This window comes from Nocardiopsis sp. MG754419 (assembly GCF_018207095.1).
GTDB lineage: Bacteria > Actinomycetota > Actinomycetes > Streptosporangiales > Streptosporangiaceae > Nocardiopsis.
In genome coordinates, this window is record NZ_QOCZ01000025.1 from 44,121 (window position 1) to 70,746 (window position 26,626).

Annotated in this window: 24 protein-coding genes, 1 pseudogene and 2 riboswitches; of the genes and pseudogenes, 8 read left to right on the forward strand and 17 right to left on the reverse strand. The window is 72.0% G+C overall.

Translation table 11 applies throughout. The features are described from left to right. Positions 1-11: 11 nt before the first annotated feature. From DSY14_RS07660 to fmt, 5 genes are all read right to left on the reverse strand, one after another. Positions 12-656 carry a riboflavin synthase gene (locus DSY14_RS07660; RefSeq protein ID WP_211715768.1) on the reverse strand — a complete coding sequence of 215 codons (645 nt, stop codon included), beginning with the start codon at positions 654-656 and terminating at the stop codon, positions 12-14. 118 nt (positions 657-774) lie between these two features. Then, positions 775-905, reverse strand: a riboswitch (FMN riboswitch). Between the two features lie 66 nt (positions 906-971). Next, on the reverse strand, positions 972-1,994 hold the full coding sequence (locus tag DSY14_RS07665; protein ID WP_307851157.1) for a phosphatase PAP2 family protein: 1,023 nt from the start codon (positions 1,992-1,994) through the stop codon (positions 972-974). Positions 1,995-2,256: 262 nt separating this feature from the next. Then, positions 2,257-2,925 carry a ribulose-phosphate 3-epimerase gene (rpe, locus tag DSY14_RS07670; RefSeq protein ID WP_211715770.1) on the reverse strand — a complete coding sequence of 223 codons (669 nt, stop codon included), beginning with the start codon at positions 2,923-2,925 and terminating at the stop codon, positions 2,257-2,259. Between the two features lie 150 nt (positions 2,926-3,075). Beyond that, positions 3,076-4,536, reverse strand: coding sequence for an RsmB/NOP family class I SAM-dependent RNA methyltransferase (locus DSY14_RS07675; protein WP_211715771.1), 1,461 nt, complete (start codon positions 4,534-4,536; stop codon positions 3,076-3,078). 83 nt (positions 4,537-4,619) lie between these two features. Then, a complete protein-coding gene (fmt, locus tag DSY14_RS07680) occupies positions 4,620-5,552 on the reverse strand; it encodes a methionyl-tRNA formyltransferase (protein ID WP_211715772.1) in 933 nt (310 codons plus the stop codon). Between the two features lie 126 nt (positions 5,553-5,678). Between fmt and DSY14_RS29580 the strand changes: the two are divergent. After that, a pseudogene (locus tag DSY14_RS29580) lies at positions 5,679-5,996 on the forward strand (primosome assembly protein PriA); the annotation flags it as partial. 50 nt (positions 5,997-6,046) lie between these two features. Further along, on the forward strand, positions 6,047-7,798 hold the full coding sequence (locus DSY14_RS07685) for a primosomal protein N' (protein WP_374223992.1): 1,752 nt from the start codon (positions 6,047-6,049) through the stop codon (positions 7,796-7,798). Positions 7,799-8,203: 405 nt separating this feature from the next. On the opposite strand, the gene DSY14_RS07690 is transcribed toward DSY14_RS07685, so the two are convergent. From DSY14_RS07690 to DSY14_RS07705, 4 genes are all read right to left on the reverse strand, one after another. Then, the gene (locus DSY14_RS07690) at positions 8,204-8,761 is read right to left on the reverse strand and encodes a DinB family protein (protein WP_211715773.1); all 558 of its coding nucleotides are present in this window, start codon (positions 8,759-8,761) and stop codon (positions 8,204-8,206) included. Next, positions 8,752-9,420: an SAM-dependent methyltransferase gene (locus DSY14_RS07695; protein ID WP_374223991.1), complete on the reverse strand. Its 669-nt coding sequence runs from the start codon at positions 9,418-9,420 to the stop codon at positions 8,752-8,754. The genes DSY14_RS07690 and DSY14_RS07695 overlap by 10 nt, the downstream gene beginning before the upstream one ends. Positions 9,421-9,741: 321 nt before the next feature. Further along, on the reverse strand, positions 9,742-10,524 hold the full coding sequence (locus tag DSY14_RS07700) for an SAM-dependent methyltransferase (protein WP_211715775.1): 783 nt from the start codon (positions 10,522-10,524) through the stop codon (positions 9,742-9,744). A 384-nt stretch (positions 10,525-10,908) separates the two neighbouring features. Then, positions 10,909-12,309, reverse strand: a complete 1,401-nt coding sequence (locus DSY14_RS07705) for an aminotransferase class V-fold PLP-dependent enzyme (protein ID WP_211715776.1) — start codon at positions 12,307-12,309, stop codon at positions 10,909-10,911. 65 nt (positions 12,310-12,374) lie between these two features. After that, positions 12,375-12,489: riboswitch (SAM riboswitch) on the reverse strand. A 215-nt stretch (positions 12,490-12,704) separates the two neighbouring features. Between DSY14_RS07705 and DSY14_RS07710 the strand changes: the two genes are divergently transcribed. The 4 genes from DSY14_RS07710 to DSY14_RS07725 all read left to right on the forward strand — a co-directional run bounded on the left by DSY14_RS07710 (position 12,705) and on the right by DSY14_RS07725 (position 16,276). After that, on the forward strand, positions 12,705-13,088 hold the full coding sequence (locus DSY14_RS07710; RefSeq protein ID WP_211715791.1) for a DUF3870 domain-containing protein: 384 nt from the start codon (positions 12,705-12,707) through the stop codon (positions 13,086-13,088). Positions 13,089-13,091: 3 nt separating this feature from the next. Then, positions 13,092-14,387, forward strand: coding sequence for a CaiB/BaiF CoA-transferase family protein (locus DSY14_RS07715; RefSeq protein WP_211715777.1), 1,296 nt, complete (start codon positions 13,092-13,094; stop codon positions 14,385-14,387). A 91-nt stretch (positions 14,388-14,478) separates the two neighbouring features. Continuing rightward, a complete protein-coding gene (locus DSY14_RS07720; protein WP_211715778.1) occupies positions 14,479-15,669 on the forward strand; it encodes an acyl-CoA dehydrogenase family protein in 1,191 nt (396 codons plus the stop codon). A 139-nt stretch (positions 15,670-15,808) separates the two neighbouring features. Continuing rightward, positions 15,809-16,276: a nitroreductase/quinone reductase family protein gene (locus DSY14_RS07725; RefSeq protein ID WP_211715779.1), complete on the forward strand. Its 468-nt coding sequence runs from the start codon at positions 15,809-15,811 to the stop codon at positions 16,274-16,276. A gap of 201 nt (positions 16,277-16,477) precedes the next feature. Here DSY14_RS07725 and DSY14_RS07730 read toward each other — a convergent pair whose 3' ends face one another. From DSY14_RS07730 to ruvC, 8 genes are all read right to left on the reverse strand, one after another. Further along, a complete protein-coding gene (locus tag DSY14_RS07730) occupies positions 16,478-17,401 on the reverse strand; it encodes a GNAT family N-acetyltransferase (RefSeq protein ID WP_211715780.1) in 924 nt (307 codons plus the stop codon). Positions 17,402-17,494: 93 nt separating this feature from the next. Then, positions 17,495-17,728: a hypothetical protein gene (locus DSY14_RS07735; RefSeq protein WP_211715781.1), complete on the reverse strand. Its 234-nt coding sequence runs from the start codon at positions 17,726-17,728 to the stop codon at positions 17,495-17,497. Then, entirely contained in the window at positions 17,725-19,905 is a 2,181-nt protein-coding gene (locus DSY14_RS07740; protein ID WP_211715792.1) for a bifunctional (p)ppGpp synthetase/guanosine-3',5'-bis(diphosphate) 3'-pyrophosphohydrolase, read from the reverse strand. The genes DSY14_RS07735 and DSY14_RS07740 overlap by 4 nt, the downstream gene beginning before the upstream one ends. Before the next feature lie 618 nt (positions 19,906-20,523). Further along, positions 20,524-21,075, reverse strand: coding sequence for an adenine phosphoribosyltransferase (locus tag DSY14_RS07745; protein ID WP_211715782.1), 552 nt, complete (start codon positions 21,073-21,075; stop codon positions 20,524-20,526). 375 nt (positions 21,076-21,450) lie between these two features. Next, positions 21,451-21,819: a preprotein translocase subunit YajC gene (gene yajC / locus DSY14_RS07750; protein WP_211715783.1), complete on the reverse strand. Its 369-nt coding sequence runs from the start codon at positions 21,817-21,819 to the stop codon at positions 21,451-21,453. A gap of 312 nt (positions 21,820-22,131) precedes the next feature. Next, positions 22,132-23,217, reverse strand: coding sequence for a Holliday junction branch migration DNA helicase RuvB (gene ruvB / locus DSY14_RS07755; protein ID WP_211715784.1), 1,086 nt, complete (start codon positions 23,215-23,217; stop codon positions 22,132-22,134). 18 nt (positions 23,218-23,235) lie between these two features. Beyond that, complete coding sequence (gene ruvA / locus DSY14_RS07760; RefSeq protein WP_211715785.1) at positions 23,236-23,853, reverse strand: Holliday junction branch migration protein RuvA; 618 nt, start codon at positions 23,851-23,853, stop codon at positions 23,236-23,238. Between the two features lie 47 nt (positions 23,854-23,900). Next, complete coding sequence (gene ruvC / locus DSY14_RS07765; RefSeq protein WP_211715793.1) at positions 23,901-24,449, reverse strand: crossover junction endodeoxyribonuclease RuvC; 549 nt, start codon at positions 24,447-24,449, stop codon at positions 23,901-23,903. A 217-nt stretch (positions 24,450-24,666) separates the two neighbouring features. Here ruvC and DSY14_RS07770 point away from each other — a divergent pair, with 217 nt between their 5' ends. Beyond that, entirely contained in the window at positions 24,667-25,479 is an 813-nt protein-coding gene (locus DSY14_RS07770; protein ID WP_307851158.1) for an NUDIX domain-containing protein, read from the forward strand. A gap of 47 nt (positions 25,480-25,526) precedes the next feature. After that, a complete protein-coding gene (locus DSY14_RS07775) occupies positions 25,527-26,624 on the forward strand; it encodes a lipopolysaccharide kinase InaA family protein (protein WP_211715787.1) in 1,098 nt (365 codons plus the stop codon). Positions 26,625-26,626 lie beyond the last annotated feature (2 nt).

Here is a 26,626-nt window from a genome sequence, read left to right on the forward strand (position 1 = left end):
CGCGGGCGTGGTCAGGCGGGGTCGGTGGCCGCGGCACGGGCACGGGAGACGGCGGTGATGCGCTCCACGTACTTGGCGATGACGTCCACCTCGACGTTCACGACGGAACCGACCGCCAGACGACCCAGCGTGGTGGCCTCCAGGGTGGCCGGAATCAGGCTGACCTCGAAGTACTCCTCCGCGGCCCCGGGCGCGCTGACGGCGGAGACGGTGAGGCTGGTGCCGTCGACGGTGATGGAGCCCTTCTCCACCACGTACGGGGAGAGTTCCGGCCGCAGGGCGAAACGGAGCACGTCCCATTTCTCGCCGGGGTCGCGCGTCAGCAGGACCGCGGTGCCGTCCACGTGACCCTGGACGATGTGGCCGCCCAGGCGCCCGTCGGTGCGGGCGGCGCGCTCCAGGTTGACGGGCGATCCGGGGGTGAGCGAACCCAGGTTGGACCGCTCCAGGGACTCCTTCATGACGTCCGCGGTGAAGGTGCCGTCACCGAGCTCGACGACGGTCAGGCACACGCCGTTGACGGCGATGGAGTGACCGTGCCGGGCGTCGGAACTCGCCAGCGGGCCCCGCACGGTGAGCAGAACGGCTTCGGCGGAGGCTCCGGCCGGTGCGACGGCGACGACCTCGCCGAGTTCCTCCACGATTCCGGTGAACATGCCCTACGTCCCTTCGCCTGTGTCAGGCTCCGGGGAAAAGGGTGTGGAGAAAAGGTTCCACGACGGAGACGCGTGCGCGAGGGTACGCCCATGGGCGACGCCTCTCACCACCGTCCCAACGCGTACTGCCTCCCATCCGGACTTTCACCGTCGGTACCGGAATTCCACCGGTTCAACCGGCCGATGGACTCGGCCGGGTCGCGGACTGTCACCGCCGGTTCGGACTTTCACCGACCCCGGAGCACGCGTTCGATAGCTGAACGTCTTCGATCCTAACCCCTGTGCCGGCCGGACACCTAGCCGCTGTGAGCGGTGTCACCGGCGGTCGGCGGACTCCGCCTCTTGCGCCGTGGTGGCCAGCCCGCTCGCGATGAACAGGCGCGGCGCACCGTAGGTCGCCCAGAACGCCAGCGCGCCGTACACGACGAAGGACACCAGACCGTCGGTCACCCCCGTCAGACCACCGAACAGGAGCTCCGTCGGGGCCGCGATGAGCGCCACCACGGAGATGCCCAGGGCGAAGCGGGCCACCCGCGCGACGACGCTACCCTCGGCGCTGTACCAGCCCCGCCCGTACAGCAGGGTCAGGCCGAGCACACTGCCGAACAGCCCCCCACAGGCGGTGTAGAGCCCCGCCAGGGAGTGTCCGGCGGGATCGGCGGGTGTGGCGCCGATCCACTCGGTGGTGGGGACCACCCACGCGCCCCGCACACCGAGCTGCCAGGTCGTCGCGAGGGCGCACGGCACCACGGCGGCCAGGGACAGGTAGGTGAGCCGGCGCGTGGTGTCCAACCCACGCCACCAGGCGAGTACACGGTCCTCGTAGCGCAGCGTCGCCCACACGATGAGGGCGCCCAGGGTCAACCCGACCACCACGTCGCTGATGAAGTGGACCCCCAGGTAGATCCGGGAGAAGGCCACGAGCAGGATGACCACGCCGGCCGCCCACATGAGGGCCCGGCGGCCCGACCGGATCCCGAGGTACCCCCAGACGACCATGGCCGCCTGGCTGTGTCCGGACGGCATCCCGAAGCTCGCGTGGTGCTGGTAGCCGGTGATCCGGGCGTCGAACCAGTAGGGGCGCGGTGTGTAGGAGATCGACTTGAGGAGGTTGTTGAGGACCCCGGAGGCGATGACCACGACGATGAGTCGGCCGCCCAGGCTCGGATTCACGCACCAGAAGAGCACGGCCGCCAGCACGATGAACACGCCCTGGGAACCCAGGTGGGTGAGGCCCCCCAAGGGAACGGCGAGCCAGTCGCCGGCCCCCTGCAACCAGCGGATGACACCGCTCTCCACGTTCCAGAGGGTGTCCAGGGGCGACTGCTGGTCGTGCACGCGTACTCCCATGGGTCCGCGCCTGGCAACGCGCTCACGCCACGCCGCTCCCCCGGTCGCGTGCGGCCGCGCAGGAGAAGACGGAGCCGCGACCAAGCGAAAGATCGACGACTACGGCGGGAAGCATAGGGGCCGGCCCGGTGCGCCGGCCAGGCCCACACCGGGGGGCGCCGAGATCGTTACGGGCGAAGAGGCGGGGCGCGGCCGCACCGGGGTGGTGGGTGCGGGCGGCCGCGCCCCTTCGGAGATGGTCTCTTCGGTTCTAGTCCCGGCCGCTCGCCTTGCGGGCCTGGGCCCGCAGCGACTCGACCGCGACGGAAGGGTCCTGTGCGCCGTAGACGGCCGATCCGGCGACGAAGACGTCGGCACCGGCCTCGGCGGCGCGCTCGATGGTCTCGTCGGCGACCCCACCGTCGACCTGCAGCCAGACGGAGGCCTCCCTGCTGTCCAGCATCTCACGAGCGCGACGGATCTTGGGCAGGACCAGGTCAAGGAACTTCTGTCCGCCGAACCCGGGCTCGACGGTCATGAGCAGCAGCATGTCCATCTCACCGATCAGGTCGGCGTAGGGTTCGACCGGCTCGGCGGGGTTGAGCGCCAGGCCGGCGCGGGCGCCGTGCCGACGGATCTCGCGCAGGGTGCGCACGGGGGCGTTGGCGGCCTTGGCGTGAATGGTCACACTGCCGGCACCGGCCTCGGCGTAGGCGGGCGCCCAGTGGTCGGGATCCTCGATCATGAGGTGGCAGTCCAACGGTGTGGGCGTCGCCTTGAGCAGGGACTCCACGATGGGCAGGCCCAGCGTCAGATTGGGGACGAAGTGCCCGTCCATGACGTCGACGTGCAGCCAGTCCGCGGTGGGCACCGCCGCGGCCTCGTCGGCCAGGTGGGCGAAGTCCGCGTTGAGGATGCTGGGAGAGATCTGAATTGCCACGTCAGCAGTGTATCCAGCTCCAACCGCGACCGGCCCATCGGGACACTTGCACCGATCCGTAACGAACCTTCACCTTTACGAAGTAGATCCGCTACGTCCGGTTCGGTCCGGTTCCGGCTCTCGGAGTGGGGCAGGATCCGGACCGGAACGCTAGGCGGCCTTGCGGAACAGGGCCAAGAACATGGCGTCGGTGCCGTGGACGTGCGGCCAGAACTGGACGTACCGGCCCTCCGGCCCGGCGGCCAGGTCCGGGACCTCGTCGAGGTAGTCGGGGGCCCGCAGCAGTTCCAGGTCCTCGCGTTCGGCCAGGACCCCTTGGACGACGGCGTCGGTTTCGTCCAGGTGCGGCGAACACGTCACGTAGGCGACCACACCGCCGGGACGCGCGGCTTCCACGGCGTTGGTGAGCAGCTCGCGTTGGAGCGGCGCCAGCGCGGTGACGTTCTCGGGGCCGCGCCGCCACCGCGACTCGGGGCGGCGACGCAGGGCGCCCAGGCCGGTGCAGGGCACGTCCGCGAGGACCCGGTCGAAGGCCCCCGGCTTCCAGGCGGGTCGCGTACCGTCGGCGGCGATCGCCCGCCCGGCGTCGCGCGGGGCCCGGCGCACGGCGGTGGCGACCAGCCCGGCGCGGGCCGGCTGGAGTTCGGAGGCGACCAGGCGGGCGTCGCGCTGACCGGCCAGGGAGGCCAACAACCCGGCCTTGCCGCCGGGGCCGGCACACAGGTCCAACCAGCGTGCGTCCCTCCCGTGGGGGTCGACCCGGGTCAGGGCCAGTGCCACCAGCTGGCTGGCCTCGTCCTGGACCGCGGCCCGGTTCTGGCGCACCTCGCGGATGGCCCCGGGGTCGCCCTCGGGCAGGTAGGCGGCGAAGGGCGAGTACCGCGCCGGCTCGGCGCCCGACTCCTCCAGGTCGGCGACCTTGGCCCGACCCGGTTTGGCCACCAGGGTGACCTTGGGGCGCTCGTTGTGCGCCCGGAGCAGCTCCTCGGTGCGCGGCAGGCCCGCGTCCTTGGCCCGCTCCCCCAGGGCGCGCGCCAACTCCTTGACCACCCAGCGCGGGTGGCTGTGCACCACCGACAGGTGACCACTGGGGTCGCGGTCCCGATCGGGGGCGACGATCTCCAGCCAGGCGTCGAGGTCGCGGGCGCTCACCTTGCGCAGGATGGCGTTGACGAACCGGGAGCGATGGTGGCCCACGACCTTGCGTGCCACGTCCACGGTCTCGCCGACCGCGGCGTGCGGCGGAATGTTGGTGGAGAGCAGCTGGTGGGAGCCCATCCGCAGCAGCGGCAGGACCTCGGCATCCACCGACGCCAGGGTGCGGTCCACACAGGTCTGCAGGATGGCGTCGTAGGTGCCCTGCCTGCGCAGCGTCCCGTACGTGAGTTCGGTGGCCAGGGCGGCGTCTCGACCGTGGATGCCGCGCTCGTTGAGCAGCGCGGGCAGCAGCAGGTTGGCGTAGGCGTCCCGCTGCTCGACCGCGCGCAGCACGTCGTAGGCGACCCTGCGTGCGGGGTCGCGGGGCTGGGGCGGCCCGGACCGGTGCCCGCCCTGCCGGGGCTTTCCACCCCGACTCGGACGACGGTTCTGGGAACGGGACTGCTCGCTCAACGTGTGCTCTGCCTCAACAAGCCGGGGACGTGTGCCGGCGCGCGCTCACCCGCGCCCGCCGGCATCGAGACTACGCCAGGTCATCATCCCATTCTGTCATCCTCGGTGGGACGCACACCACGGGCCCAGTCCACCGCGGGCATGGCCTTCTTGCCTTCGGGACGGACCTCACCGAGCTCGACCGGGTGGGTACTGGTGCCCACCAGGACACGCTTCTTGTCGACGTGCAGATGGCCCGGGTCCAGGTCGGGGCGGTCGGCGTCGGTGATGGGACGGACCGGCCCCACCTTCAGCCGGGCGCCGCGGAAGGTGGTCCAGGCGCCGGGCGCGGGGGTGCAGGCGCGGGCCACGCGGTCCACACGCAGCGCGGGCAGGGTGAAGTCGAGTTCGGCGTCCGCGGGGGTGAGTTTGCCGGCGTAGGAGACGTCGGCCTCGGGCTGCGGGACGGGGTCGAGCTCGCCCGAGGCGATGCCGTCGATGGTGCGCACCAGCAGCCCGGCCCCCGACTCGGCGAGTCGGTCGAGGAGGGCGCCGCTGGTGTCGGTGGGCCGGACGGTCTCGGCGAGCGTGCCGAAGACGGGGCCCGCGTCGAGCTCCTTGACGATCCGGAAGGTGGAGGCGCCCGTGACGTCGTCACCGTGTAGGACGGCGTGCTGGACGGGGGCGGCGCCGCGCCAGGCCGGCAGCAGGGAGAAGTGCAGGTTCACCCAGCCCTGGGCGGGGATGTCCAGGGCGGACTGGGGCAACAGCGCGCCGTAGGCGACCACCGGGCAACAGTCGGGGGAGATCTCGGCGAGGCGCTCCAGGAAGGCCGGGTCCCCGGCCTTGGCCGGTTTGAGGACCTCGATCCCCTCGCTCTCGGCGAGTTCGGCGACCGGTGAGGCCGACACCTTGCGCCCGCGGCCCGACCGGGCGTCGGGCCGGGTGACCACGGCGGCGACCTCGTGATCGGAGTCGATCAGGGCCCGCAGCGAGGGCACCGCCACCTCGGGCGTACCGGCAAAGACCAGCTTCATGTTCGACCATTCCCCCTCGACGGTGACTACGGGTCACTGTTCTACCGCACTCCCCACCGGGAACGCGCCCACGCGGGAACTCCGCGCACCACGGCTCTGTCGTGGGCATCTGATAGACCAAGAGTGATGACAGCGCAGCCCGACCAGCCCGAAGCGGTCCTCTTCGACCTGCCGAAGCGGGAACCGAAGGAAACGGCGAAGGCGAAGGCCGCCTCCGCCCGAAGCCGTCGGCCCGCCCCGCGCAGGCCCGCCGACCGGCTCCCGATCGCGCGTGTCATCGTGGACACTCCGCTGCCGCACCTGGACCGCTACTTCGACTACCGGGTCCCCGCCGACAAGGACGAGGCCGCGGTACCGGGCTGTCGGGTGAAGGTGCGTTTCAACGGTCGCCTGCTCGCCGGCTTCCTGGCCGAGCGGGTGGAGAGTTCGGAGTTCGCGGGGCGGCGCCCGCCGACGCCGGAACCGCCGACGGCACCTCGCTCGAAGAGACCACCGTGGCCGAGGTCGGAGGGGCGGACACCGGCTCCCCGGAGAACGACACGCACCCCATCACGCCCCCGGAGACGACGGACGACGGCCCCGGCCCGCCGACCGACGCGCCGGAGTCCGGTGCCCTCGCGGCGGATCCCGGCGACCCCACCGTGGTGCAGGACACCGTGGAGGCCGCGATCCTCGACGTGGACCCCGGCCCCTGGGACGCCTATCCGGAGGGCCCCGCCTTCGTACGGGCCCTGCGCGAGGGGCGCCCGGCCCGCGCGGTCTGGAACGCCCTGCCCGGTACCGACTGGACCGACGGCATCGCGGTCGCCGCCGAGGCCGCCCTGGCCGCGGGGCGCGGCAGCGTGATCGTTCTGCCGGACGGCCGGGACGTGGCCCGTGTGGACGCCGCGCTCACCCGTCACCTGGGCGAGGGCCGGCACGCGGCGCTCACCGCCGACCTCGGACCGGCCGAGCGGTACCGGCGATGGCTGTCGGTGCTGCGCGGCGAGGTGCGGGTGGTGGTCGGCACCCGGGCCGCCGTCTTCGCGCCCGTGCGGTCCCTGGGCCTGGTGGTGCTCTGGGATGACGGCGACGACGTGCACGTGGATCCGCACGCCCCCTATCCGCACGCCCGCACGGTCCTGGCCATGCGCGCGCACCGGGCACGGGCGGGCGCGCTCATCGGCGGCCACACCCGCACCACCGAGGCCCAGATCCTGGTGGAGACGGGGTGGGCGCACCCACTGATCGCCGATCGGGCGACCCTGCGCGGACGCGCCCCGGTGGTGCGCGCGGCCGGGGACGACCGTGAGTTGGCCCGCGATGAGGCCGCCCGTTCGGCGCGCATGCCGAGTGTGGCGCTGCGTTCCGCCCGCGAGGCCGCCCGGGTGGGGCCGGTGCTCTTCCAGGTGCCCCGCCGGGGCTACCTCAACAGCCTGGCCTGCGCGGGGTGTCGCGAACCCGCCCGCTGTGACGGCTGCCGTGGCCCGCTCGCCGTACGCGGCTCGCACGCACTGCCCTCGTGCGGCTGGTGCGGCCGTGTGGCCGGACAGTGGGCCTGTCCGGAGTGCGGGGTCACCCGCATGCGCGCGGTGGTGGTCGGCGCCCGACGAACCGCGGAGGAGTTGGGTCGGGCCTTCCCCGCGTTGACCGTGCGCACCTCGGGGCGCGAGGAGGTGCTGACCGAGGTGGCCGACAAACCCGCGCTGGTGGTGGCCACACCGGGGGCCGAACCCGTGGTCAAGGGGGGCGGATACGCGGCGGCGGTCCTGCTGGACGGGTGGGCGCTGCTCAACCGGGCCGACCTGCGAGCCTCGGAGGAGACCCTGCGCCGGTGGTTGAACGCCTCCGCGTTGGTCCGCCCCGGCGGCACCGTGGTGGTGTCGGCGGACGCCGTACTGCCGGTGGTGCAATCGTTGGTGCGGTGGGACCCGGGCGGCTTCGCCGAACGGGAGTTGGCCGAACGGCGCGAACTGGGTTTCCCGCCCGCGATGTCGATGGCCTCCATCACCGGCGGCCCCGAACACGTCCGCGAACTCCTGGAGCAGATCGCCCTCCCCGAGGGGGCCGAGCTGTTGGGGCCGGTGCCGGTCGGTACGGAGACGGCGGAGGACGGCACGCATCAGACAGAACGGGCGCTGCTACGGGTCCCGCGCCACGGCATCGGCGAGCTGGCACGCACGCTGAAGGCCGCGGCGGTGGCCCGCAGCGCCCGCCGGGACGAACACCTGGCCCAGGTGCGGGTGGATCCCATGAAGGTGATCTAGCACCCGCCGGTCCCACCACAGAGAGCCCTCGACCGACCCGCGGTCCCCGGACCACAGGGGGTTGGTCCCCCTCTCCCCAGGGGTTCATGGACGCGCAGGACCCGCGATCCAGGGGGTGCTGCGTGGACACGCAGCCCCCATGCCACGCGGAAGTTCTGGGTACGCGCAGGACGCGCACCTCAGGGGGTCAGTGGACGCGCAGACCCCTGCCCGAGGGGGTGTGCGTTCGGGCGCCGGCGAGCCCTGCTCCCTGAAAACCCGTGGAGGTGCCGGAGGTGGGATCGCGAGGAACGATCCCTCCCATCGAAGGGCCCGAAGGTTCCCGCCGTGCCGTGGGGTGCCCGAACACCGGCCGAAGCGCAGCGGAGGCCCGAAAAGAGCACGAGCCCCGTACTCCCCGGGCCTTTAGGCCGAGCGCTCGCTGATCGCCGCGTAGCCGGCGCGGTACAGGTCACGTGTCAGGGCGACCTCGGCACCGTGGTGGATGAACTCGCGGTTCAGGTGCAGCACGAGCACCACCAGCGGGAACTCCGACCACTGGGCCGCCTCGGCGCCGCCCACGGGTGAGGCCAGGTCGTCGTCGTCGAGTCGACCCACGTGCTCGGACCAGGTCAGGTAGGCGTTGCGCAGGCGTTGACGCGCTTCGGCGGCGGTCGAGGGCCAGTCGATGGTGTCACGGTTCGCGGTGCGGTCACCGAAGTGCCAGTTGATCCGCGTCTCCAGCACGTCCACGATGATGTGGCCCAGGCGCCAGGCGATGGTGGTGAACGGCGGCGGGTCGGGTTCGGGATAGGCGCCGTCGGGGGCGTGGCGTCCGTCCGCGCGTTGCCGCACGGTCCAGCAGTTCGGCACCGGTTCCCAGTAGAACTCCTCGTCCGTGAGACCTTCCAGACGCGGCCACAGCGAGAAGTCCCAGTAGAACTGCATCTGGGCGAGGATCTCGCCGTTCCAGTTCACCGCCATCGTGTCGTTCCCCCTCCTCGTCCGGGCGCACGGCCCAGTCCGGCCAGGACACCGCTGCCCTCGGCGGCCACGTCCTCGTCAGGGTAGGGCCACCAGGCCAGGTCGGCGACCCCTGGCTCCAGGGGGCGGAAGGGGGCGAAGGCGCGTTCGACCTCGACGCGGGGGGCCGTCGAGGTGAGGGCCAGGTAGCCGCCGCCGCGCATGAGCCGGTGGAGGGCGTCCAGGCCGGTGGGCGGGGAGTCGGCGCAGAAGGTGCGGGTCATCAACACGGCGACGGGCTCGTCGAGGTCGACGAGCCCGCCGGTGTCGAGTCGGCGCAGGAGGGATTCGGAGCCCACCCCGTCGCCGGGCAGGACGGGGGCGTGGTCGGGGGCGACCAGGACACCCGCGGCACCCTGGGGGGCGATGTGCACGACGGTGGCGTCGGGGTCGACGCTACGGACACGATCGGCGGTGCCGGGGACGGGACAGCCCCAGTCGACGAACTGGCGTACCCCGGCGTCGGCGCACAGGTAGTCGATGATCCGGCCGAGGAAGGCCTGGTGAAGACGGACGTGTTCGGCGGGTACCGCCTCACCGGGGGTGTGCGTCCGACCGTCGAGACCGACCACGCGCGGTGGGGGTCCGGGGGGACGCAGCGGCTCTCGCTGTCGGAACACGGCCGTGAGGGGACCTGCTTCGGGTCCTCGGACGTCCGTCACGTTCACGCTCCCCCAGCCGGTTCGCTCGTGGGAGGTGGGGTGCCGTGGCCGGTGGACCGGTCGGGTCCGCGACGGTGCGCCCCACCATCAGGGCCAGATAGTACCGCTTGTGAACGTGATACCCAGCACACCTCTCAGTGAAATGCGCCCTTCTGCACTGTTTGTCACGACCTGCGTCGCAAGTTTCTGTGAGCAGAAGGTCCCGATCCGTCATTCTCGAACATCCCGGGCCGGTCGTGCGGCCCGGGACGTTCGCGAGGCGTTCCCGGGGCGCGACGATCAGACCTTGCGCGCCACTCCGCCGTACTGGTCCAGGCCACGGCGCGCACCCTGGATGTTGGGCCGCCACAGCGGGCAGGGCACGACCCCGGGCTCCAGCAGCTCCAGTCCCTCGAAGCGTGCGGCGATGGCCTCGGGGCTGCGCAGCAGGTAGGGCACGTCGCCGTGCTTGTTGCCCTCCTCGATGGCGAGGTTGTAGGCCTCGCTCGTGTTGGAGCCGTCGTAGCTCGCCAGGAAGCTGCCGGCGGGCAGCGCGTCCATCAGCCGACGCACGATCGGCTGGACGTCCTCGTCGGGGACGTGGCCCAGAATCCCCATGAGCATGAGCGCGACCGGCTGGTCGAAGTCCAGGGTGGCGGCGGCCTTCTCCAGGATCGCGTCGGGGTCGCGCAGGTCGGCGTCGACGTAGTCGGTGGCGCCCTCGGGCGTGCCGACCAGGAGGGCACGGGCGTGCGTCAGGACGAGCGGGTCGTTGTCCGCGTAGACCACGCGAGACTCCGGGGCGATCGACTGGGCGACCTCATGGGTGTTGTTCGCGGTGGGCATCCCGGTGCCGATGTCCAGGAACTGGCGGACACCCTCCTCACGGGTCAGGTGGGTGACCACCCGGATGAGGAACTCACGGCTGGTGCGGGCCAGGTCCCGGATCTCCGGGAAGGACTCGGCGACCTGGTCACCGGCCAGGCGGTCGACCGGATAGTTGTCCTTACCGCCCATCCAGTAGTTCCAGATCCGAGCCGAGTGGGTTCGGGTGGTGTCGATCTTCGGCGCGTGGTCGGTCATTCGGGGGTCCACCTCGGTGCAGGGGTTCGGACCGTGGAACGGGCTCCGATATCCAGGCACCGGATCACCCTGTTCCAGCCGGTTTTTCGGCACCGATCATAGACGACGGAGGCGCATTCGCCCTGAAACTCGACATTTCGGTCGCGCCCCGCCCTCCCTTCGAGGCGGGTCCCTTCTCCAGGCCACCCGGAAACGGCGCGCACGGCGTGGTCGGACCTCCGTTCCGCCCCCCGCTCCACACCGCGCCACGCCCGCCGCGCGGCGTGGGCGACGGAGCCGCGTGCGCGCTCACCCTCGCCATCGCCCCTGCCCTCACCGTGTTCCGGGGCGGACAGGGGCCGCAGACCGGCGGGAGACCGTGGCCCACTCCGGAGGTGGGCCGGGTCAGAGTGCGGCGCGCGGGTCCGTGGCGGGGGCCGGGCGACCGTCGCTGTCGACGTACTCGCGGCGCGGACCGTGGGCGACCAGGTCGGCCACCGCGCCGACCAGCCGGTCGACGTGCTCCTCGGTGGTGCCCACGCCCAGGCTGGCGCGGACCGCCTGCGCGTGCCCCTCGGGCAGCAGGTGGGCGGTGAGCGGGTGGGCGCAGAACAGGCCGTCGCGCACACCGATGCCGTACTCCGCGGACAGGGCGGCGGCCAGGAGGTCGGCGGGCAGGCCGTCGACCACGAACGAGACGATGCCGACGCGCTGGTGGTCGGCTCCCCAGAGCGCCAACTCGTGCACCCCGTCGATCTCGGCCAGGCCGGCGCGCAGTCGCTCCAGCAGGGCGGACTCACGAATGTGCTGGAGCGCCAGGGTGTCCTCGGTGAAGGTGTCGCAGGCCGCGGCCAGGGCGACGGCACCCAGGACGTTGGGGCTGCCCGCCTCGTGTCGGGCCGGCAGGTCGTTCCAGGCCACGTCGTGGTCGGTGACCCTGCGGGTGGCGCCGCCACCGGAGAGGTAGGGCGTGGCCTCCCGCAGCCAGTCGGCGCGACCGGCCAGGACCCCCGAGCCGAACGGCGCGTACAGCTTGTGCCCGGACAGCGCCACGTAGTCGGCGCCCGTGTCGTCGAGACCGAACGGCAGGTGCGGCACGTACTGGGCGGCGTCGACCACCACACGGGCTCCCTCGGCGTGGGCAGCCTCGACCAGTTCGTGGACGGGCCAGATCTCGCCGGTGACGTTGGAGGCCGCGGTCACGCACAGCAGCCGGGGGCCCTCGGGGGCCTCACGGAGCGCTGTGCGGGCCGCCTCCACGGCGGCCTCGGGGCTCGCGGGCAGGGGCAGGCGCACCACGCGCGCGGCGCGGGCGGCCGGGTGTTCCCACGGCAGCAGGCTCGCGTGGTGCTCGGACTCGAACACCACCACGGTGCAGTCGTCGGGCACCGAACGGGCCAGCAGGTTGAGCGCGTCGGTGGTCCCCCGCACGAACACCACGGCGTCGGTGTCGGGGCGGGTGCCCAGGAACCGGGCGACGCTGCGGCGGGCGCGTTCGTAGGCCTCGGTGCTCACCTGGGAGTGGTGGCCGGCGCCCCGGTGCACGCTCGCGTAGTAGGGCAGGGCGGCGGAGAGGGCGTCGGCCACCGCGGTCAGACAGGGCGCGCTGGCCGCGTAGTCGAAGTTGGCGTACTCGACGTACTCGCCGGTGACCAGCGGGACCCCGCCCTCGGCGGTGACGATCGAGCAGTCCCGCACGGTGTCGCCGGGGTGCGGCGCGTCGTGGAGGTGCGAGGTGTCCAGGCCCGCCGGGTGGGCGGTGGATCGGCCGGCGCGGGCGGAGTCGAACGGGAGAACAGTGGTCATGACGGCACCTCTTCTGTGAGTCGTGGGATCCACAGGGGTACGCCGATCGACGGCCGCGCCACAGGGGTCCGCGCTTGTCCGACACGGTCGTGTCGGGACCTGGTCCTCACCCGGGGCACCCCACCGCGGAAGGAGGGTTGCCGACCAGCGAGCCGGGGCTTGACGCTGGTACTCGTGACCTGTGCAGAAACGTAACACACGGGTCGCGGACGACGCACCCGCGCGTTCGTGTGGCCTGGAACACGACCCCGCTTGACAGGCGGTGGAACGTGGGGGACATACTGTTCACCACTGCCCTCACGTCGCGGGTGTCCGGTTTCCCCCGGCCGCCCTTCAGGCGCGAGACTCCAGTCCGTAGGAGTTTTCGCATGCCCGCAGACGAGAGGTGTGTCCCGTTGCACGGTGACGACCGCATCCAGCAGCTCTTCCGCAACCCTCGGGTTGTTCTCATCTCCGGCTACGCCCGTCTTCCCGACTCGGTGGCGAGCCATTCCCAGTACCAGCGACTCGGCGTCGTCCTGGCGGTGGACTCCGCCGACGGTCGCATCGTCGCCGCGGACACCACCCTGCTCACCGACCTCGCCAAGGACTTCTTCCGTGCCCTGGTCGAGGGGGCCTCGGTGACCGAGGACATCGCGGAGATCGTCCATCGGGTCCAGACGCGCTACGCGGGCCAGTCGGGCGCCGCCCTCACCACCGCGCTGCGCCGCTGCCTGGAGACCTACTACCAACTGCGCGACGGCGACCAGCTCCCCGGTGAGCCCGTCGGCGAGGAGTGAGCCTTGAGCCCTTCCAGTCACCCGTCCCCCGAGGCCGGGACGGCACGACCGACCCCCGACGCGGCGCCGTTGCCGTTGGCGGGCGTACGGATCGCCGACCTGTCCCGGGTCCTGGCCGGCCCCTACGCCACCATGCTGTTGGCGGACATGGGCGCCGAGGTCGTCAAGGTCGAACAGCCGGGCCGGGGGGACGACACCCGCGCCTGGGGTCCGCCCTACGCCGAACCGACCGAGGAGCACCGTGCGGCGCACTCTCCCGGTGAGGCCGCCTACTTCCTGTCGGTGAACCGGAACAAGCGCAGCCTCGCCGTGGACCTCAAGGACCCCGACGGGCTCGCCGCCGTCCAGGACCTGTGCGCCACCTCGGACGTGGTCATCCAGAACTTCCGCCCCGGGGTGATCGACCGGCTCGGGCTGGACCACGCGCGGATCAGCGAACGCAACCCGGCCGTCGTGTACTGCTCGGTGAGCGGGTTCGGTCCCGAACACGAACCCGCGGGACGGCCCGGCTTCGACATCGTCGTGCAGGCCGAGAGCGGATTGATGGCGACCACCGGTCCCGCGGAGGGTCCCGCCAGCAAGGTCGGGGTGGCGCTCACCGACGTGCTCACCGGTCTCAACGCCGCGGTGGGCATCCTGGGGGCGCTCATGCGGGCCAGGGTGACGGGGCGGGGCGAGGACATCAGTGTCTCGCTCATCAACTCGACCCTGTCCAGCCTGGTCAACCTCACCCAACAGGCACTGGTCACCGGTGTCGAGCCGGCCCGCGTGGGCAACGCGCACACCACCATCGTGCCCTACCAGGTGTTCCCGACCGCGGACGCGGAGATCGTCGTGGCCGCCGGCAACGACGCCCTCTACCAACGGCTGTGCGCGGCAATCGAACGCCCCGACCTGGGCGAGGACCCGCGCTACGCCACCAACCCGGAACGGGTGGCGCACCGTGAGGAACTGGTCGGCGAGCTCACCAGGACGCTGACCTCGCGGTCCGCCGACCACTGGATGACCGCACTGGTCGACGCCGGTGTGCCGGTCGGGCGGGTGCGCGGAGTCCTGGACGCACTGCGCACCGCCGACGCCGCGGGCGACGACGTGCTGCGGACCGTCGACCACCCCACCGCCGGGCTCCTCGAACAGGTCCGGGCGGGGTTCAGGATGGCGGGCACGCCCGTGCCCATGACCGCTCCCCCGCTGCTCGGTCAGCACTCCGAGGAGATCCTCACCGAACTGGGCCTGGCACCGGACCGCATCGCGGCGTTGGTCGATCGCGGCGCCGTCCACCAGACCGACGTGGACTGACCTTCCGATCCGGTATCGCGCCCCACCCGCTCGACACGGGGCCCACACCCCGCACACTTCGCACAGCACGCACCACGAAGGGACACCCACCATGAGCGACGCCCGCAAGGCCGCAGCACCCGACCCGCTGGACTTCCTGGCGGTGGACGCCGACCTGACCGACACCGAACGGGACATCCGCGACGCCGTCCGCGCCTTCTCCTCCCGTGAGCTCCTGCCCGAGGTGGCCGACTGGTTCGATGCCGGGACCCTGCCCGACCCGCGCGGCCTGGCCAAGGCCTTCGGTGACCTCGGTGTGCTCGGCATGCACCTGGAGGGCTACGGCTGTGGCGGCTCCAGCGCCGTCGCCTACGGCCTGGCCTGCCGCGAACTGGAGGCCGTCGACTCGGGACTGCGCAGCTTCGTGTCCGTGCAGGGTTCCCTGGCGATGGCGGCGATCCACAAGTTCGGCTCCGAGGAGCAGAAGAACACGTGGTTGCCCCGCATGGCCGCAGGCGAGGCCATCGGCTGCTTCGGTCTGACCGAACCCGACTCCGGTTCCGACCCGGGCTCCATGCGCACCCGTGCCCGCAAGGACGGCTCCGACTGGGTGCTCAACGGCACCAAGATGTGGATCACCAACGGTTCGGTGGCCGACATCGCGGTCGTGTGGGCCGCCACCGACGACGGCATCCGCGGGTTCGCCGTGCCCACCGACACCCCCGGCTTCACCGCGAACGTCATCCACAAGAAGCTGTCGTTGCGCGCCTCGATCACCTCGGAGCTGGTCCTGGAGGACGTGCGTCTGCCCGCCGACGCGATCCTGCCCGGCTCCCGGGGCCTGGGATCGCCGCTGTCGTGCCTGAACGAGGCCCGCTACGGCATCGTGTGGGGCGCGGCCGGAGCCGCCCGCGCCTGCTACGAGTCCGCCCGCGACTACGCGCTCACCCGTGAGCAGTTCGGCAGGCCCATCGGTGGATTCCAGCTCACCCAGCGCAAGCTCGCCGACATGGTCGTGGACGTCAACCACGCCGGGATGACGGCGCTGCGCATCGGTCGCCTGAAGGACCAGGGCGACTGCCACCACAACCACGTCAGTTTCGGCAAGTTCGCCAACGTGGCGGCGGCCCAGCGGGTGGCGGCCTCCGCGCGCGGGCTGCACGGCGCCAACGGCATCACCCTGGAGTACCCCGTGATGCGGCACATGGTGAACCTGGAGACCGTGGCCACCTACGAGGGCACCGAGGACATCCACGCGCTGAGCATCGGCCAGGCCGTCACCGGCCTCTCGGCGTTCCGGTAGACCACCGACGCGGGGCCGGGTCCGGCGTCGCCGGGCGGGCGTCGGACGGCCGTGTGCCGGATCTCGCCGCCCGTCCGGGTGCCATCGAAGGCCCGTACCCACCACAATGGGGAGCAGCCGAGTGAGGGAGTTGCCCAAGATGGTGAACGAACCGACGAAGCGGTTCGAGGCGACCAAGCTGCGCCGCGTCTCGGACGCGGTCGTCAGCAACTTCGTCAAGTACGGGATGTGCCCGCCGGAGATGCACCTGCTCACCACCCGGGGCCGCAAGTCCGGTTTCCTGCGCGCCACCCCGGTGAGCGTGCTGGACGGTGAGCGCGGTCGGTACCTGGTCTCCCCGTACGGCGAGGTGAACTGGGTCCGCAACATCCGCAAGGACGGTTTCGCGACCCTGCGCCAGGGTGGCTGGATCGAACTGGTGAGCGTGCAGGAGGTGGACTCGCAGGAGGCCGGCGCGGCGCTGAAGGAGTATCTGGAGCACCCGCGTTCGGCGATCGTGGGACCGTACTTCGACACGCCGCCGGAGGCCCCGGTGGAGGCCTTCGTGGCCGAGGCGGACCGTCATCCGGTCTTCCGTATCGTGCGGTCCACGACCATCCGGATCTGATCCGGACGCGCCGGCCCCGGTCACCCGTGTTCGGACGGTGACCGGGGCTCTCGTGTCCCCGGGGGCGGAGCCAGGAGCCCACCGCCCCGCGCCGCGGGGCGTGGTGCCCGCCGGTCCTCGCTCCAGGGAGCGTCCCGCCCCACCGCTCCCCTGCCCGGGCGTCCCGAGGCCGGGCCGGAGCGCCCCCGGTCGACGGGTCGGTCAGCGCGCGGGGAGCGTGTACACGGTGCCGCGTGCGACGGGCGCGAAGCCGGCCGTGGCGTAGGTCCGGGCCGGGGCCGGATAGGCCTCGCCGGGCGAGGTGTTGATGTACACCCGGTCGCCGCCGCGACGGGCGGTCAGGGCGCAGGCCCGCAGGACCAGGGCGACGGCCAGACCCTTCCGACGGTGCGCGGGGACCACCCCGAGGGGTTCGATCTCCGAACACCGGTTCTCCGAGTCCCACCACACGACACAGCAGGCCACCAACGCGCCGTCGGGGCCCTCGACCACGAGGTCGAGTTCGCGGTCGTACAGCAGGGCGGCGCGCGTGGCGTCATAGCGCTCGCGGCCGAACCGACTGGTCAGGGCAGGGTCCACCGGCCCCACACGCTCCGGCCAGGGCAGGTCGGAGGGCTTCCAGGCCGTGCGGTGGCACTCCACCCGGGCCGTCTCCTCACCCGGGCCCACCGGCCGGATCCGGTACCCCTCCGGCAGGACGATCCTCTCCTCGGTGGCGGACCGCCACATCCACTCGCCGAAGACGTTCTCCTCCGCCACGGTGAACCCGGTGCCCGTGGCGAGCGACCGGAGACCGTCGTCGCCTTCGAGGACCAGCAGGTCGACGGCGGCGTCGCCGACCTCGGCCAGGGCGTGCTCCAGGAGCGCGGCCCCGGCCTCGGGGTCACCGGAGGAACCGTGGAGGGTGATCTGGCTTCGGGGGTACAGGACGTTGGGTTCCTGGGTCGCGACCCAGGCCACGATGTCCCCGCCCCGGTGGGCCAGGGTCGCGTTGTCGTGGGAGAAGTCGCCGGTGGCCAACTGCCATCCGAGCCCGCCGGGGTGGAAGCTCAGTGGCCACTGTCGTTGGGCGAACCGCTCCAGGGGACGGACGTCCACGGCCGTGAGCGGGCGGAGTGCGAGCATGGTGTCGGCCTTCCGGTGGGGGGTGCGCGTGGAATCGCACGCTAACCGTCACCGGTGCGGGGGCACCATCGGTTTTCTCCACGCCCGGGTCCCTCAGAGGAAGACGTCCCGCCCCCGGTCGTCGGTGTCCATCGCGAAGTCGTCGGGCCGCGTGGCCTTCAGGTGCTCGTAGCGTTCGTCGAACAGGTCGAGGGCCTCGCCGACGCCCATGGGGGCGCCCCGCTCACGGATCAGGGCGAGCGCGGCGGCCACGGAGCCGGTGAGGATGCACCGGTCGATCCGCGTCCACCCCTCGTCCCGGGACCCGGTCGGTCGCGGATCCGTCAATTGCGGACCCGGAACACGTCGTAGACGCCGTCGACGCCGCGCACGGCCCGCAGGACACTGCCCAGGTGGGTGGGGTCGGCCATCTCGAAGGTGAACCGGCTCTGCGCCACCCGGTCGCGACTGGTCTGCACGGTGGCGGAGAGGATGTTGACGTGCTGGTCGGACAGCACCCGGGTGATGTCCGACAGCAGGCGGGACCGGTCCAACGCCTCCACGTGCAGGGCCACCAGGAACATGGAGTCCTCGGTGGGACGCCACTCCACGTCGACCATGCGTTCCCGGTCCAGGCTGGCGGCGTTGGCGCAGTCGGCCCGGTGCACCGACACCCCGTTGCCGCGGGTCACGAAACCGACGATGTCGTCCCCGGGCACGGGCGTACAACACTTGGACAGACGCGCCCACACGTCGCCGTCGCCCGCCACCACGACACCCGGGTTACCGGACCGCTGACGGGTGGTCGCGGCCTTGGTGGGCAGGGAGGACTCGGCGATGTCCTCGGTGTGGCTCTCCAGCCCGCCCATGGAGTCGACGAGCTTGCTCACGATGCTCTGGGCGCTCACCTGGCGCTCGCCCACGGCCGCGTACAGCGCGTCCACGTCCGCGTAGCGCAGGTCCCCGGCCAGCGCGATGATCGTCTCCCCGCTGAACAGGCGCTTGACCGGAAGCTCCTGCTTGCGCATGACCTTGGCGATCTCCTCCTTGCCCAGCTCGATCGCGGCCTCGCGACGTTCCTTGGTGAACCAGTGCCGGATCTTGTTGCGGGCCCGGGCGCTCTTGACGAAGTTGAGCCAGTCACGGCTGGGCCCGGCGTCGGGGTCCTTGGAGGTGAGGATCTCCACCGCCTCGCCGTTGTGCAGCTCGTTCTCCAACGGCACCAGGCGTCCGTTGATACGCGCGCCCACGGTGCGGTGACCGACCTCGGTGTGCACCGCGTAGGCGAAGTCGACGGCGGTGGCCCCCTGCGGCAGGGGGATGACGTCGCCCTGCGGGGTGAAGACGAAGACCTCCTGCACCGACAGGTCGAACCGCAGCGACTCCAGGAACTCGCCCGGGTCCTTGGTCTCCTGCTGCCAGTCGATGAGCTGGCGCAGCCACTGCATGTCGGTGGTGCCCTTGGTCTTGGCCTCGCCGCCGGAGGTGTTGCGGTCCTCCTTGTACTTCCAGTGCGCGGCGATGCCGTACTCCGCGCGCCGGTGCATGGCCCGGGTACGGATCTGGAGTTCGACCGGGTTGCCGGAGGGCCCGATGACCGTCGTGTGCAACGACTGGTACATGTTGAACTTCGGCATGGCGATGTAGTCCTTGAACCGGCCGGGCACCGGGTTCCATCGCGCGTGGATGGTCCCCAGGGCCGCGTAGCAGTCCCGGACGCTGTCCACCAGCACCCGCACGGCGATGAGGTCGTAGATCTCGTCGAAGCCGCAGTTGCGGGCGATCATCTTCTGGTAGATCGAGTAGTAGTGCTTGGGCCGACCGCGCACGGTCGCCTTGAGCTTGGATTCGCGCAGGTCGGCGGAGACCGCCTCGATGACCTCCTGGAGGTACACGTCGCGCCGGGGGGCGCGCTCGGAGACCAGGCGGGCGATCTCGTCGAAACGCTTGGGATAGAGGGTGGCGAAGGCCAGGTCCTCCAGCTCCCACTTGATGGTGTTCATCCCCAGGCGGTGGGCGAGCGGGGCGAAGATCTCGAGGGTCTCGCGGGCCTTCTTCTCGCGTTTGGCCCGTTTGGGGAGGTAGCGCAGCGTGCGCATGTTGTGCAGGCGGTCGCACAGCTTGATGACCAGTACGCGGATGTCGCGGGCCATGGCCACGACCATCTTGCGGACCGTCTCGGCCTGGGTGGCCTCGCCGTACTTGACCTTGTCCAGCTTGGTGACGCCGTCGACCAGTTCGGCGATCTCGTCGCCGAAGTCGGCGCGCAGTTCGTCGAGGGAGTAGTCGGTGTCCTCGACCGTGTCGTGCAGCAGGGCGGCGGCGAGGGTGGCCTCCTGCATACCGAGCTCGGCCAGGATGGTGGCGACGGCGAGCGGGTGGGTGATGTAGGGGTCGCCGCTCTTGCGCTTCTGGTGCCGGTGGTGGTGGGCGGCGACCTCGTAGGCCCGCTCGATCAGACGGACGTCCACCTTGGGGTGGGTGGCGCGCACCGTCTTGATCAGTGGTTCGAGCACCGGGTTCATCGTCACTCCCCGCTGGGCGCCGAGTCGGGCGAGCCTTCTGCGTACTCGCACGGTGGAGGGCGTGGTGGACTGCCGTTCCCGGGCGTCGTGCCCGGAGACGTCGGAGGGCGCCGCTTCCTCCGCGGCGCCCTCCGGCCGTTCGTCCCGTGGTCCTGTGTCGGCGGGCGTATGCCCTCCGTCGTTACGCTCTCCCGGCATGCCGGCGTCCGTGTCCCGCGCCGAGGTCCGTCGCTCGTCGGCGTCCGCGTCCCGGGGGGCACCCGACTCCTGCTCCCGTGCGGGCACCGCTCCGGTCGAGACCACTTCGCTTGGCATGCCTACCTCCCGCGGATCCGCCCGGTGGAGACGCCGGTCCGACGATCGGCTTCTTCCGGTGCGCGTGCGTGTCTTCAGGGCCAGTCGCCGACGCGTCCGCCGCGGTCACCTCTCCCACCAGTCTAGTCGGCTCCCGCCCTGGTGGGGCGGGGAGCGGGCGGCCCCCTCGTGGGCCGCCGTGCGCGGCGACCCGATGGTACGCGTAGTGACCCAGGTCACCAGGTGCGTCACACCGAGTGCTGGAGTACGTCAACGAGGAGGGACCGTCGCGCTATTCCCACCGAGCGCGCGGCGGGCCGCCGGTCAGACCGAGAGGAGGGTGTGCGGCTCCACGTCGGGCAGCTTCTCACGCCCCTGGAGCGCGGAAAGCTCCATCAGAACGGAGAATCCCACGACCGTACCACCCGCCTTGCGAACCAGTTCCACCGCGGCCCTGCCTGTGCCACCGGTCGCGAGGACGTCGTCGACGATGAGCACACGGCCGCCCGGAGTGATCGCGTCGGCGTGAATCTCGACGGTCGCGGTGCCGTACTCGAGATCATAGGCCTGGTCGATGGTCTTCGCGGGCAGTTTCCCCGCTTTGCGCGCCGGAACGAAGCCCGCGCCCAGTTCCATGGCGACCGGGGCCCCGAAAATGAAGCCGCGGGCCTCCAGACCGACCACGTGGTCGACGCCGATCCCGCGGTAAGGGGCGGCCAGGCCGGCGACGGCGGCGGCGAGGGCCTCCCGGTGGTTGAGCAGGGGGGTGATGTCCTTGAACAGGATCCCCTCGTGCGGGAAGTCCGGGACGTCGCGGATGTGGGCCTCGATCAGGGCGAGGTCCGCGGCGCCGGTCGGCGCGGTGTCGTTGGGCATGGCGGGTCGGGCCTTCTTCTCGTGGGACGGGGACGGCCGAAAGGGCCGAGAACAGCGGTACCGGCCCCGGTGATGGGGGCCGGTACCGAAAGTCCGTGGTGCGCGTGGTGCGGACGACTCGCTCGGTCGACGGTGGACGCGCCCACCGTGGGCCGGGCACACGTCACCCGGAGGTTTCCACCCGGACAGGGGTGGGCCGACCCACCGTGGACCGGCGCGGGCCCCGGGATCGGTGGGCGGCGGGTGAGGGACCCGGGCCGGCAGGGGGTCGGCCGGCCGGTGCGCCTTCAGGGCCTGCGCTGCGCTTCGGCCCGCTGTCCGAGCGCCCGACGGCGCCCGAACGGGGGAACACCCCTGTGGTCGGACGACCGGGCTCTAGCCCTTGGGCTTGTCGTCGTCGCCGAAGTCGGGGCGGTCCTCGACCGGGGTGTCGTCGGCCGCGGGCGTGATGACCTCACCGACACCGGCCTTGAGCATGCGGATACGGGTGCCCGGAGCGATCTCCAGCAGCACGTCCTGGTCGTGGATCTCGACGACGGTGGCGAAGATGCCGGCCTTGGTCATGACCTCGACGCCGGGGACCAGGGAGCTCTGCATCTGCGTCTCCTGCTGACGACGCTTCTGGTTCGGGCGCCAGAACAGCAGCCAGAAGACCAGGAGGATCAGCACGAAGGGGAGCAGCATTCCGAAGATGCTCTGCTCACCCTGGGGAGCACCGTCTGCGAGATAGATAAGGCCCTGCACGGGGCGTCCTTCCTGACGTTTCTCGTGGACGACGGCTGCCGGCTCGTGACACCCGCGACGACCACCTTCCGGGTCGCCCGACCACGACGGCCGGATCCGCACCCGGCGTTTACAACGCACCAGGGTGCCAACTCGTTCCGCCGATGTCCAAACGACACCTCACGGGGTGGTGCCCCGCTCTTGGCTGTTACGCCCCAGTTTACGTGGCACCGGTCACCGGTCACCATCCGCCGGGGTTCGGAGCGCTAACGGTTCGGCCCCGTTTCCCGCTCCGGGTCCATCATGCCCGGTCGGAGCGGTCGACGGCGACGTTCAGGGGGTGGCGCCGTCGCCGCCGTCGGTGCCCGAGGCGGAGGAGGCGGCCGAGGCCACCGCCTGGGCGGCCCCGAACGCGGCGTCGGGCGGCGGGGTCAGCCCCATGTGCTCCCAGGCCTGCGGTGTGGCCACCCGGCCCCGCGGAGTACGGGCCAGGAAGCCCGAGCGCACGAGGAAGGGTTCGGCGACCACCTCGACGGTCTCGGCCTCCTCCCCCACCGACACCGCGAGGGTGGAGAGACCCACCGGGCCGCCGCGGAAACGCTTCATGAGCGCGTCGAGGATGGCCCGGTCCAGGCGGTCCAGTCCGAGGGCGTCCACCTCGTACAGCTCCAGGGCCGCGCGGGCGTTGGCCAGCGTGAGGTCGCCGTCACCGCGGACCTCGGCGTAGTCGCGGACCCGGCGCAGCAGCCGGTTGGCGATCCGGGGCGTGCCGCGGGAACGGCCGGCGATCTCGCGGGCGGCGTCGTCCTCCAGGGGCGCGTTGAGCAGCCCCGCCGACCGGTGCAGGATGCGTTCGAGTTCGGCGGGCTCGTAGAAGTCCATGTGGGCGGTGAAGCCGAACCGGTCGCGCAGCGGGGCGGGCAGCATGCCGGCCCGGGTGGTGGCGCCGACCAGGGTGAACGGCGCGATGTCCAGCGGGATGGCGGTGGCGCCGGGGCCCTTGCCGACCACCACGTCGACCCGGAAGTCCTCCATCGCGACGTAGAGCATCTCCTCGGCGGGGCGCGCCATCCGGTGGATCTCGTCGAGAAAGAGGACCTCGCCCTCCTGGAGGGTGGACAGCACCGCCGCCAGGTCGCCGGAGCGTTCGATGGCGGGCCCGGAGGTGATGCGCAGCGGCGCGCCGAGTTCGGCGGCGATGATCATCGCCAGGGTGGTCTTGCCCAGGCCGGGGCCACCGGACATAAGGATGTGGTCCGGAGCGCGGTTGCGTCGCTGGGCGCTGTGCAGCACCAGGGACAGCTGTTCACGGACCCGTTCCTGGCCGACGAACTCGTCGAGCGCGCGGGGACGCAGCGCCCCCTCGATGCGGCGCTCGTCGACGTCGGCCTCGGTCGAGACCGCATCGCGTTCGTGCATGGGGTTCTCCTTCGGTCCCTAGGCGCGGCTGAGTTTGCGCAGCGCGCTGCGCAGCAGGGCGGTGACGTCGCTGGTGTCGTCGGTCTCGGCGGCCACCGCGGCGGCGGCGGCCTCGGCGTCCTTGGCGGACCAACCGAGGTTCACCAGACCGGCGACGACCTGGCCGCGCCAGGCGCCGTTGGGGTGGGCATCGGCGGCCGGTTCGGCCCCGGGCAGGGTCCCGTCGGTGCTGATGGGCGCGTCGAGTTTGCCGCGCAGTTCCAGGACGATGCGCTGGGCGCCCTTCTTGCCGATCCCGGGGACGCGGGTGAGGGCGGCGGTGTCCTCGGTGTGCACGGCCTGGCGGAGGCTGTCGGGGCTGTGCACCGCGAGCATGGCCAGGGCCAGGCGTGGCCCCACGCCCGAGGCGGTCTGTACCTGTTCGAACAGGTACTTCTCGTCGTCGTCGGCGAATCCGAAGAGGGTGAGGGAGTCCTCGCGCACGACCAGGCTGGTGGCGACGGTGCCCTCCTCCCCCACGTGCAGGCGGGACAGGGCGGAGGGGGTGCACTGGAGGGTCATCCCGACCCCGCCGACGTCGATGACGGCGCTGCCGGCACCGCGTGCGGCCACCCGGCCGGTGAGGAACGCGATCATCTGTGATGGGCACCGGGAGGGGTGCCCGTCTCCTTCCTGGAGCGGTGTCAGCGGCCGCGCGCGCGGCGGGCCAGTTCCACTTTGCGGGCGAAGTCCTGTTGGGCCTGGGCGACCCGGGCCTGGGCGCCGCCACGCCAGATGTGGCAGATGGCGAGGGCCACCGCGTCGGCGGCGTCGGCGGGCTTGGGCGGGCCCTCGAGTCCGAGGATACGCGCGACCATGGTGCCGACCTGGGCCTTGTCGGCCCGTCCGTTGCCGGTGATGGCGGCCTTGGCCTCGCTGGGCGTGTGGGTGGCCACGGGCAGGCCGCGTCGTGCGGCGCAGACCAGGGCCAGGCCACTGGCCTGTGCGGTGCCCATGACGGTGCTGAGGTTGTGCTGGGCGAAGACGCGTTCGACGGCCACCGCGTCGGGATCGTAGCGGTCGAGCCATTCCTCGATGCCGCGTTCGATGCCCAGGAGGCGCTGGGGGAGTTCGGTGTCGGGGGCGGTGCGGATCGCGTCGGCGGCCACCAGGCGCAGAGGTCGTCCGATCGACCCCTCGACGGCGGCGACACCACAGCGGGTCAGCCCCGGGTCGATTCCCAGCACGAGCACGTGGTCACCCTGTTCTCTCACCCTGTCGAACGTTCGTTCGCACCATGCTAGCGGTGCTCGGGGACACCGTCCGTCGCCCGGCGGGCGTGTCGACGGCGCCGCCACGACGCCCGTGTCGGCCGTCGGTCGGGTCTGGACAGAGGGGCGACCCTGGGCTATGTTGTTCTCAGTCAGAGAAAAACTCACTCTGAGAACAACAAGGGAAGGGCGGGCGTCGGTGGGCGACGACGGACGGCACGACGACGGGGACGAGCACGGTTTCCTCTCCTCCTACGACCCCGGGGTCTTCGCGCCCGCCGCGGTGACGGTGGACGTGGCGGCACTGACCATCCGCGAGGGCACCCCCCACGTCCTGTTGGCCCGACGGGCCGCACACCCCCAACGCGGTTCGTGGGCGCTCCCGGGCGGGTTCGTCCGCACGAGGGACTCCCGGATCGGGCCGGCCGACCCCGACCTTCCCGACGCCGCGCTGCGCGTGCTCACGGAGAAGACCCCTCTTCCCGCCGAGATCCACCTGGAGCAGCTGGGCACCTACGGAGCCCTGGACCGTGATCCGCGCATGCGGGTCATCTCGGTGGCGTACATGGTGTTCGCCCCCGACCTGCCCGACCCCGGCACCGGACGGGACACCACCGAGGCCGCCTGGCTGCCCTGGACCGGTCCGGGTACGGGCGGAGACGGCGTCGCGGGCACCGGAGGCGGTCGCGAACGGCTGGCCTTCGACCACGACCGCATCCTCGACGACGCCGTCGAGCGGGCCCGCGCCAAGCTCGAATACACCTCCCTGGCCACGGCGTTCCTGCCACCGACGTTCACCATCACCGCTCTGCGCGGGGTGTACGAGGCCATCTGGGGGCGCACCCTGCACGCCGCCAACTTCCACCGCAAGATCCTCGCCACCCCCGGGTTCGTCGAGCACACCGGCGACCTGGCCGACCGGGGCGGCTCCGGTGGCGGACGCCGCGCCCGGCTGTACCGGGGCGGCGGCGCCGCCCTCCTGCACCCACCGCTCCTGCGGGGCGCCCAATGACCGACGACCGTCCACCACCTCCGCCCCGTCCACCCTTGGGAGGGATCATGAGCACGGACCGCGACGGCGACACCCTCGACGCCGCCCTGCTCCGGGTCGACCTCGCGGCCGACCCCACCGACCTGTTCGGTCCGCTGCCCGAGGGCGACGTGATCCCGCCGGCGGCCACCGCCGCCTACCGTCGGCTCGCCCGACGGTTGCACCCCGACACCGCGCCGCCCGGACGACGGGCCGCGGCGGCGGAGGGCTTCACCCGCCTCACCGAGGCCTGGCGCCGCTACCGGGAGACGGTCCTCGGCGGACTCGGTCCGAACGACCTGGTCCTGACCACCCCCGAACGCACCTACCACGTGGACCGCGGCCGACCCCTGGCCGAGGGCGACGTCGCCACCCTTCGCACAGTGCGCTACCGGGACGGCGAGGCGTGGCGGAGCGGGGTGCTCAAACTCCCCCGCGCGCCCCGCGACAACGACCTGCTCCGCGCGGAGGCCGCGGCGCTGCGACGGATCGACGAGCGGGGCGATCCCCGCCTCCGGGCCTTCGCACCCCGACTGGTCGAGGCGATGCGACACCGGGACCCGGTCACCCGGGTGGAACGGCACGGCAACGTCCTGGACCGCTTGGCGGGGTTCCACACCCTGGCCGAGGTCCGGAGCGCCCACCCCGACGGTCTCGACCCGAGGGACGCGGCCTGGATGTGGCGCCGAATCCTGGTGGCGATCGGCAACGCGCACCGGGCCGGGGTCGTCCACGGCGCGGTGGTGCCCGAACACGTCCTGATCCACCCCGAGGACCACGGGTTGGTGCTCGTCGACTGGTGCTACGCGGTGACCTTCGCCGCGTCGGGCACCGCTCCGCACGTACCGGCGATGGTGCCCCACCGCCGGGACCTCTACCCGCCCGAGGTCGCGGCCCGCCGCCCGGCCCGGCCCGCCACCGACGTCTACATGGCGACCCGGTGCGTGGAGTACGTGACCGCGGGCCGGCTCCCCCGGGAGCTGCGGGCGTTCGCGCGCGGCAGCGCCCTGCCCGCCCCCGAGCGGCGGCCCTCCGACGCGTTCGCCCTGCTCGGAGAGTTGGACGAGGCCCTGGAGCGGGTCTTCGGTCCGCGCCGCTTCCGCCCCTTCTCCATGCCCGCCGCCTGAAC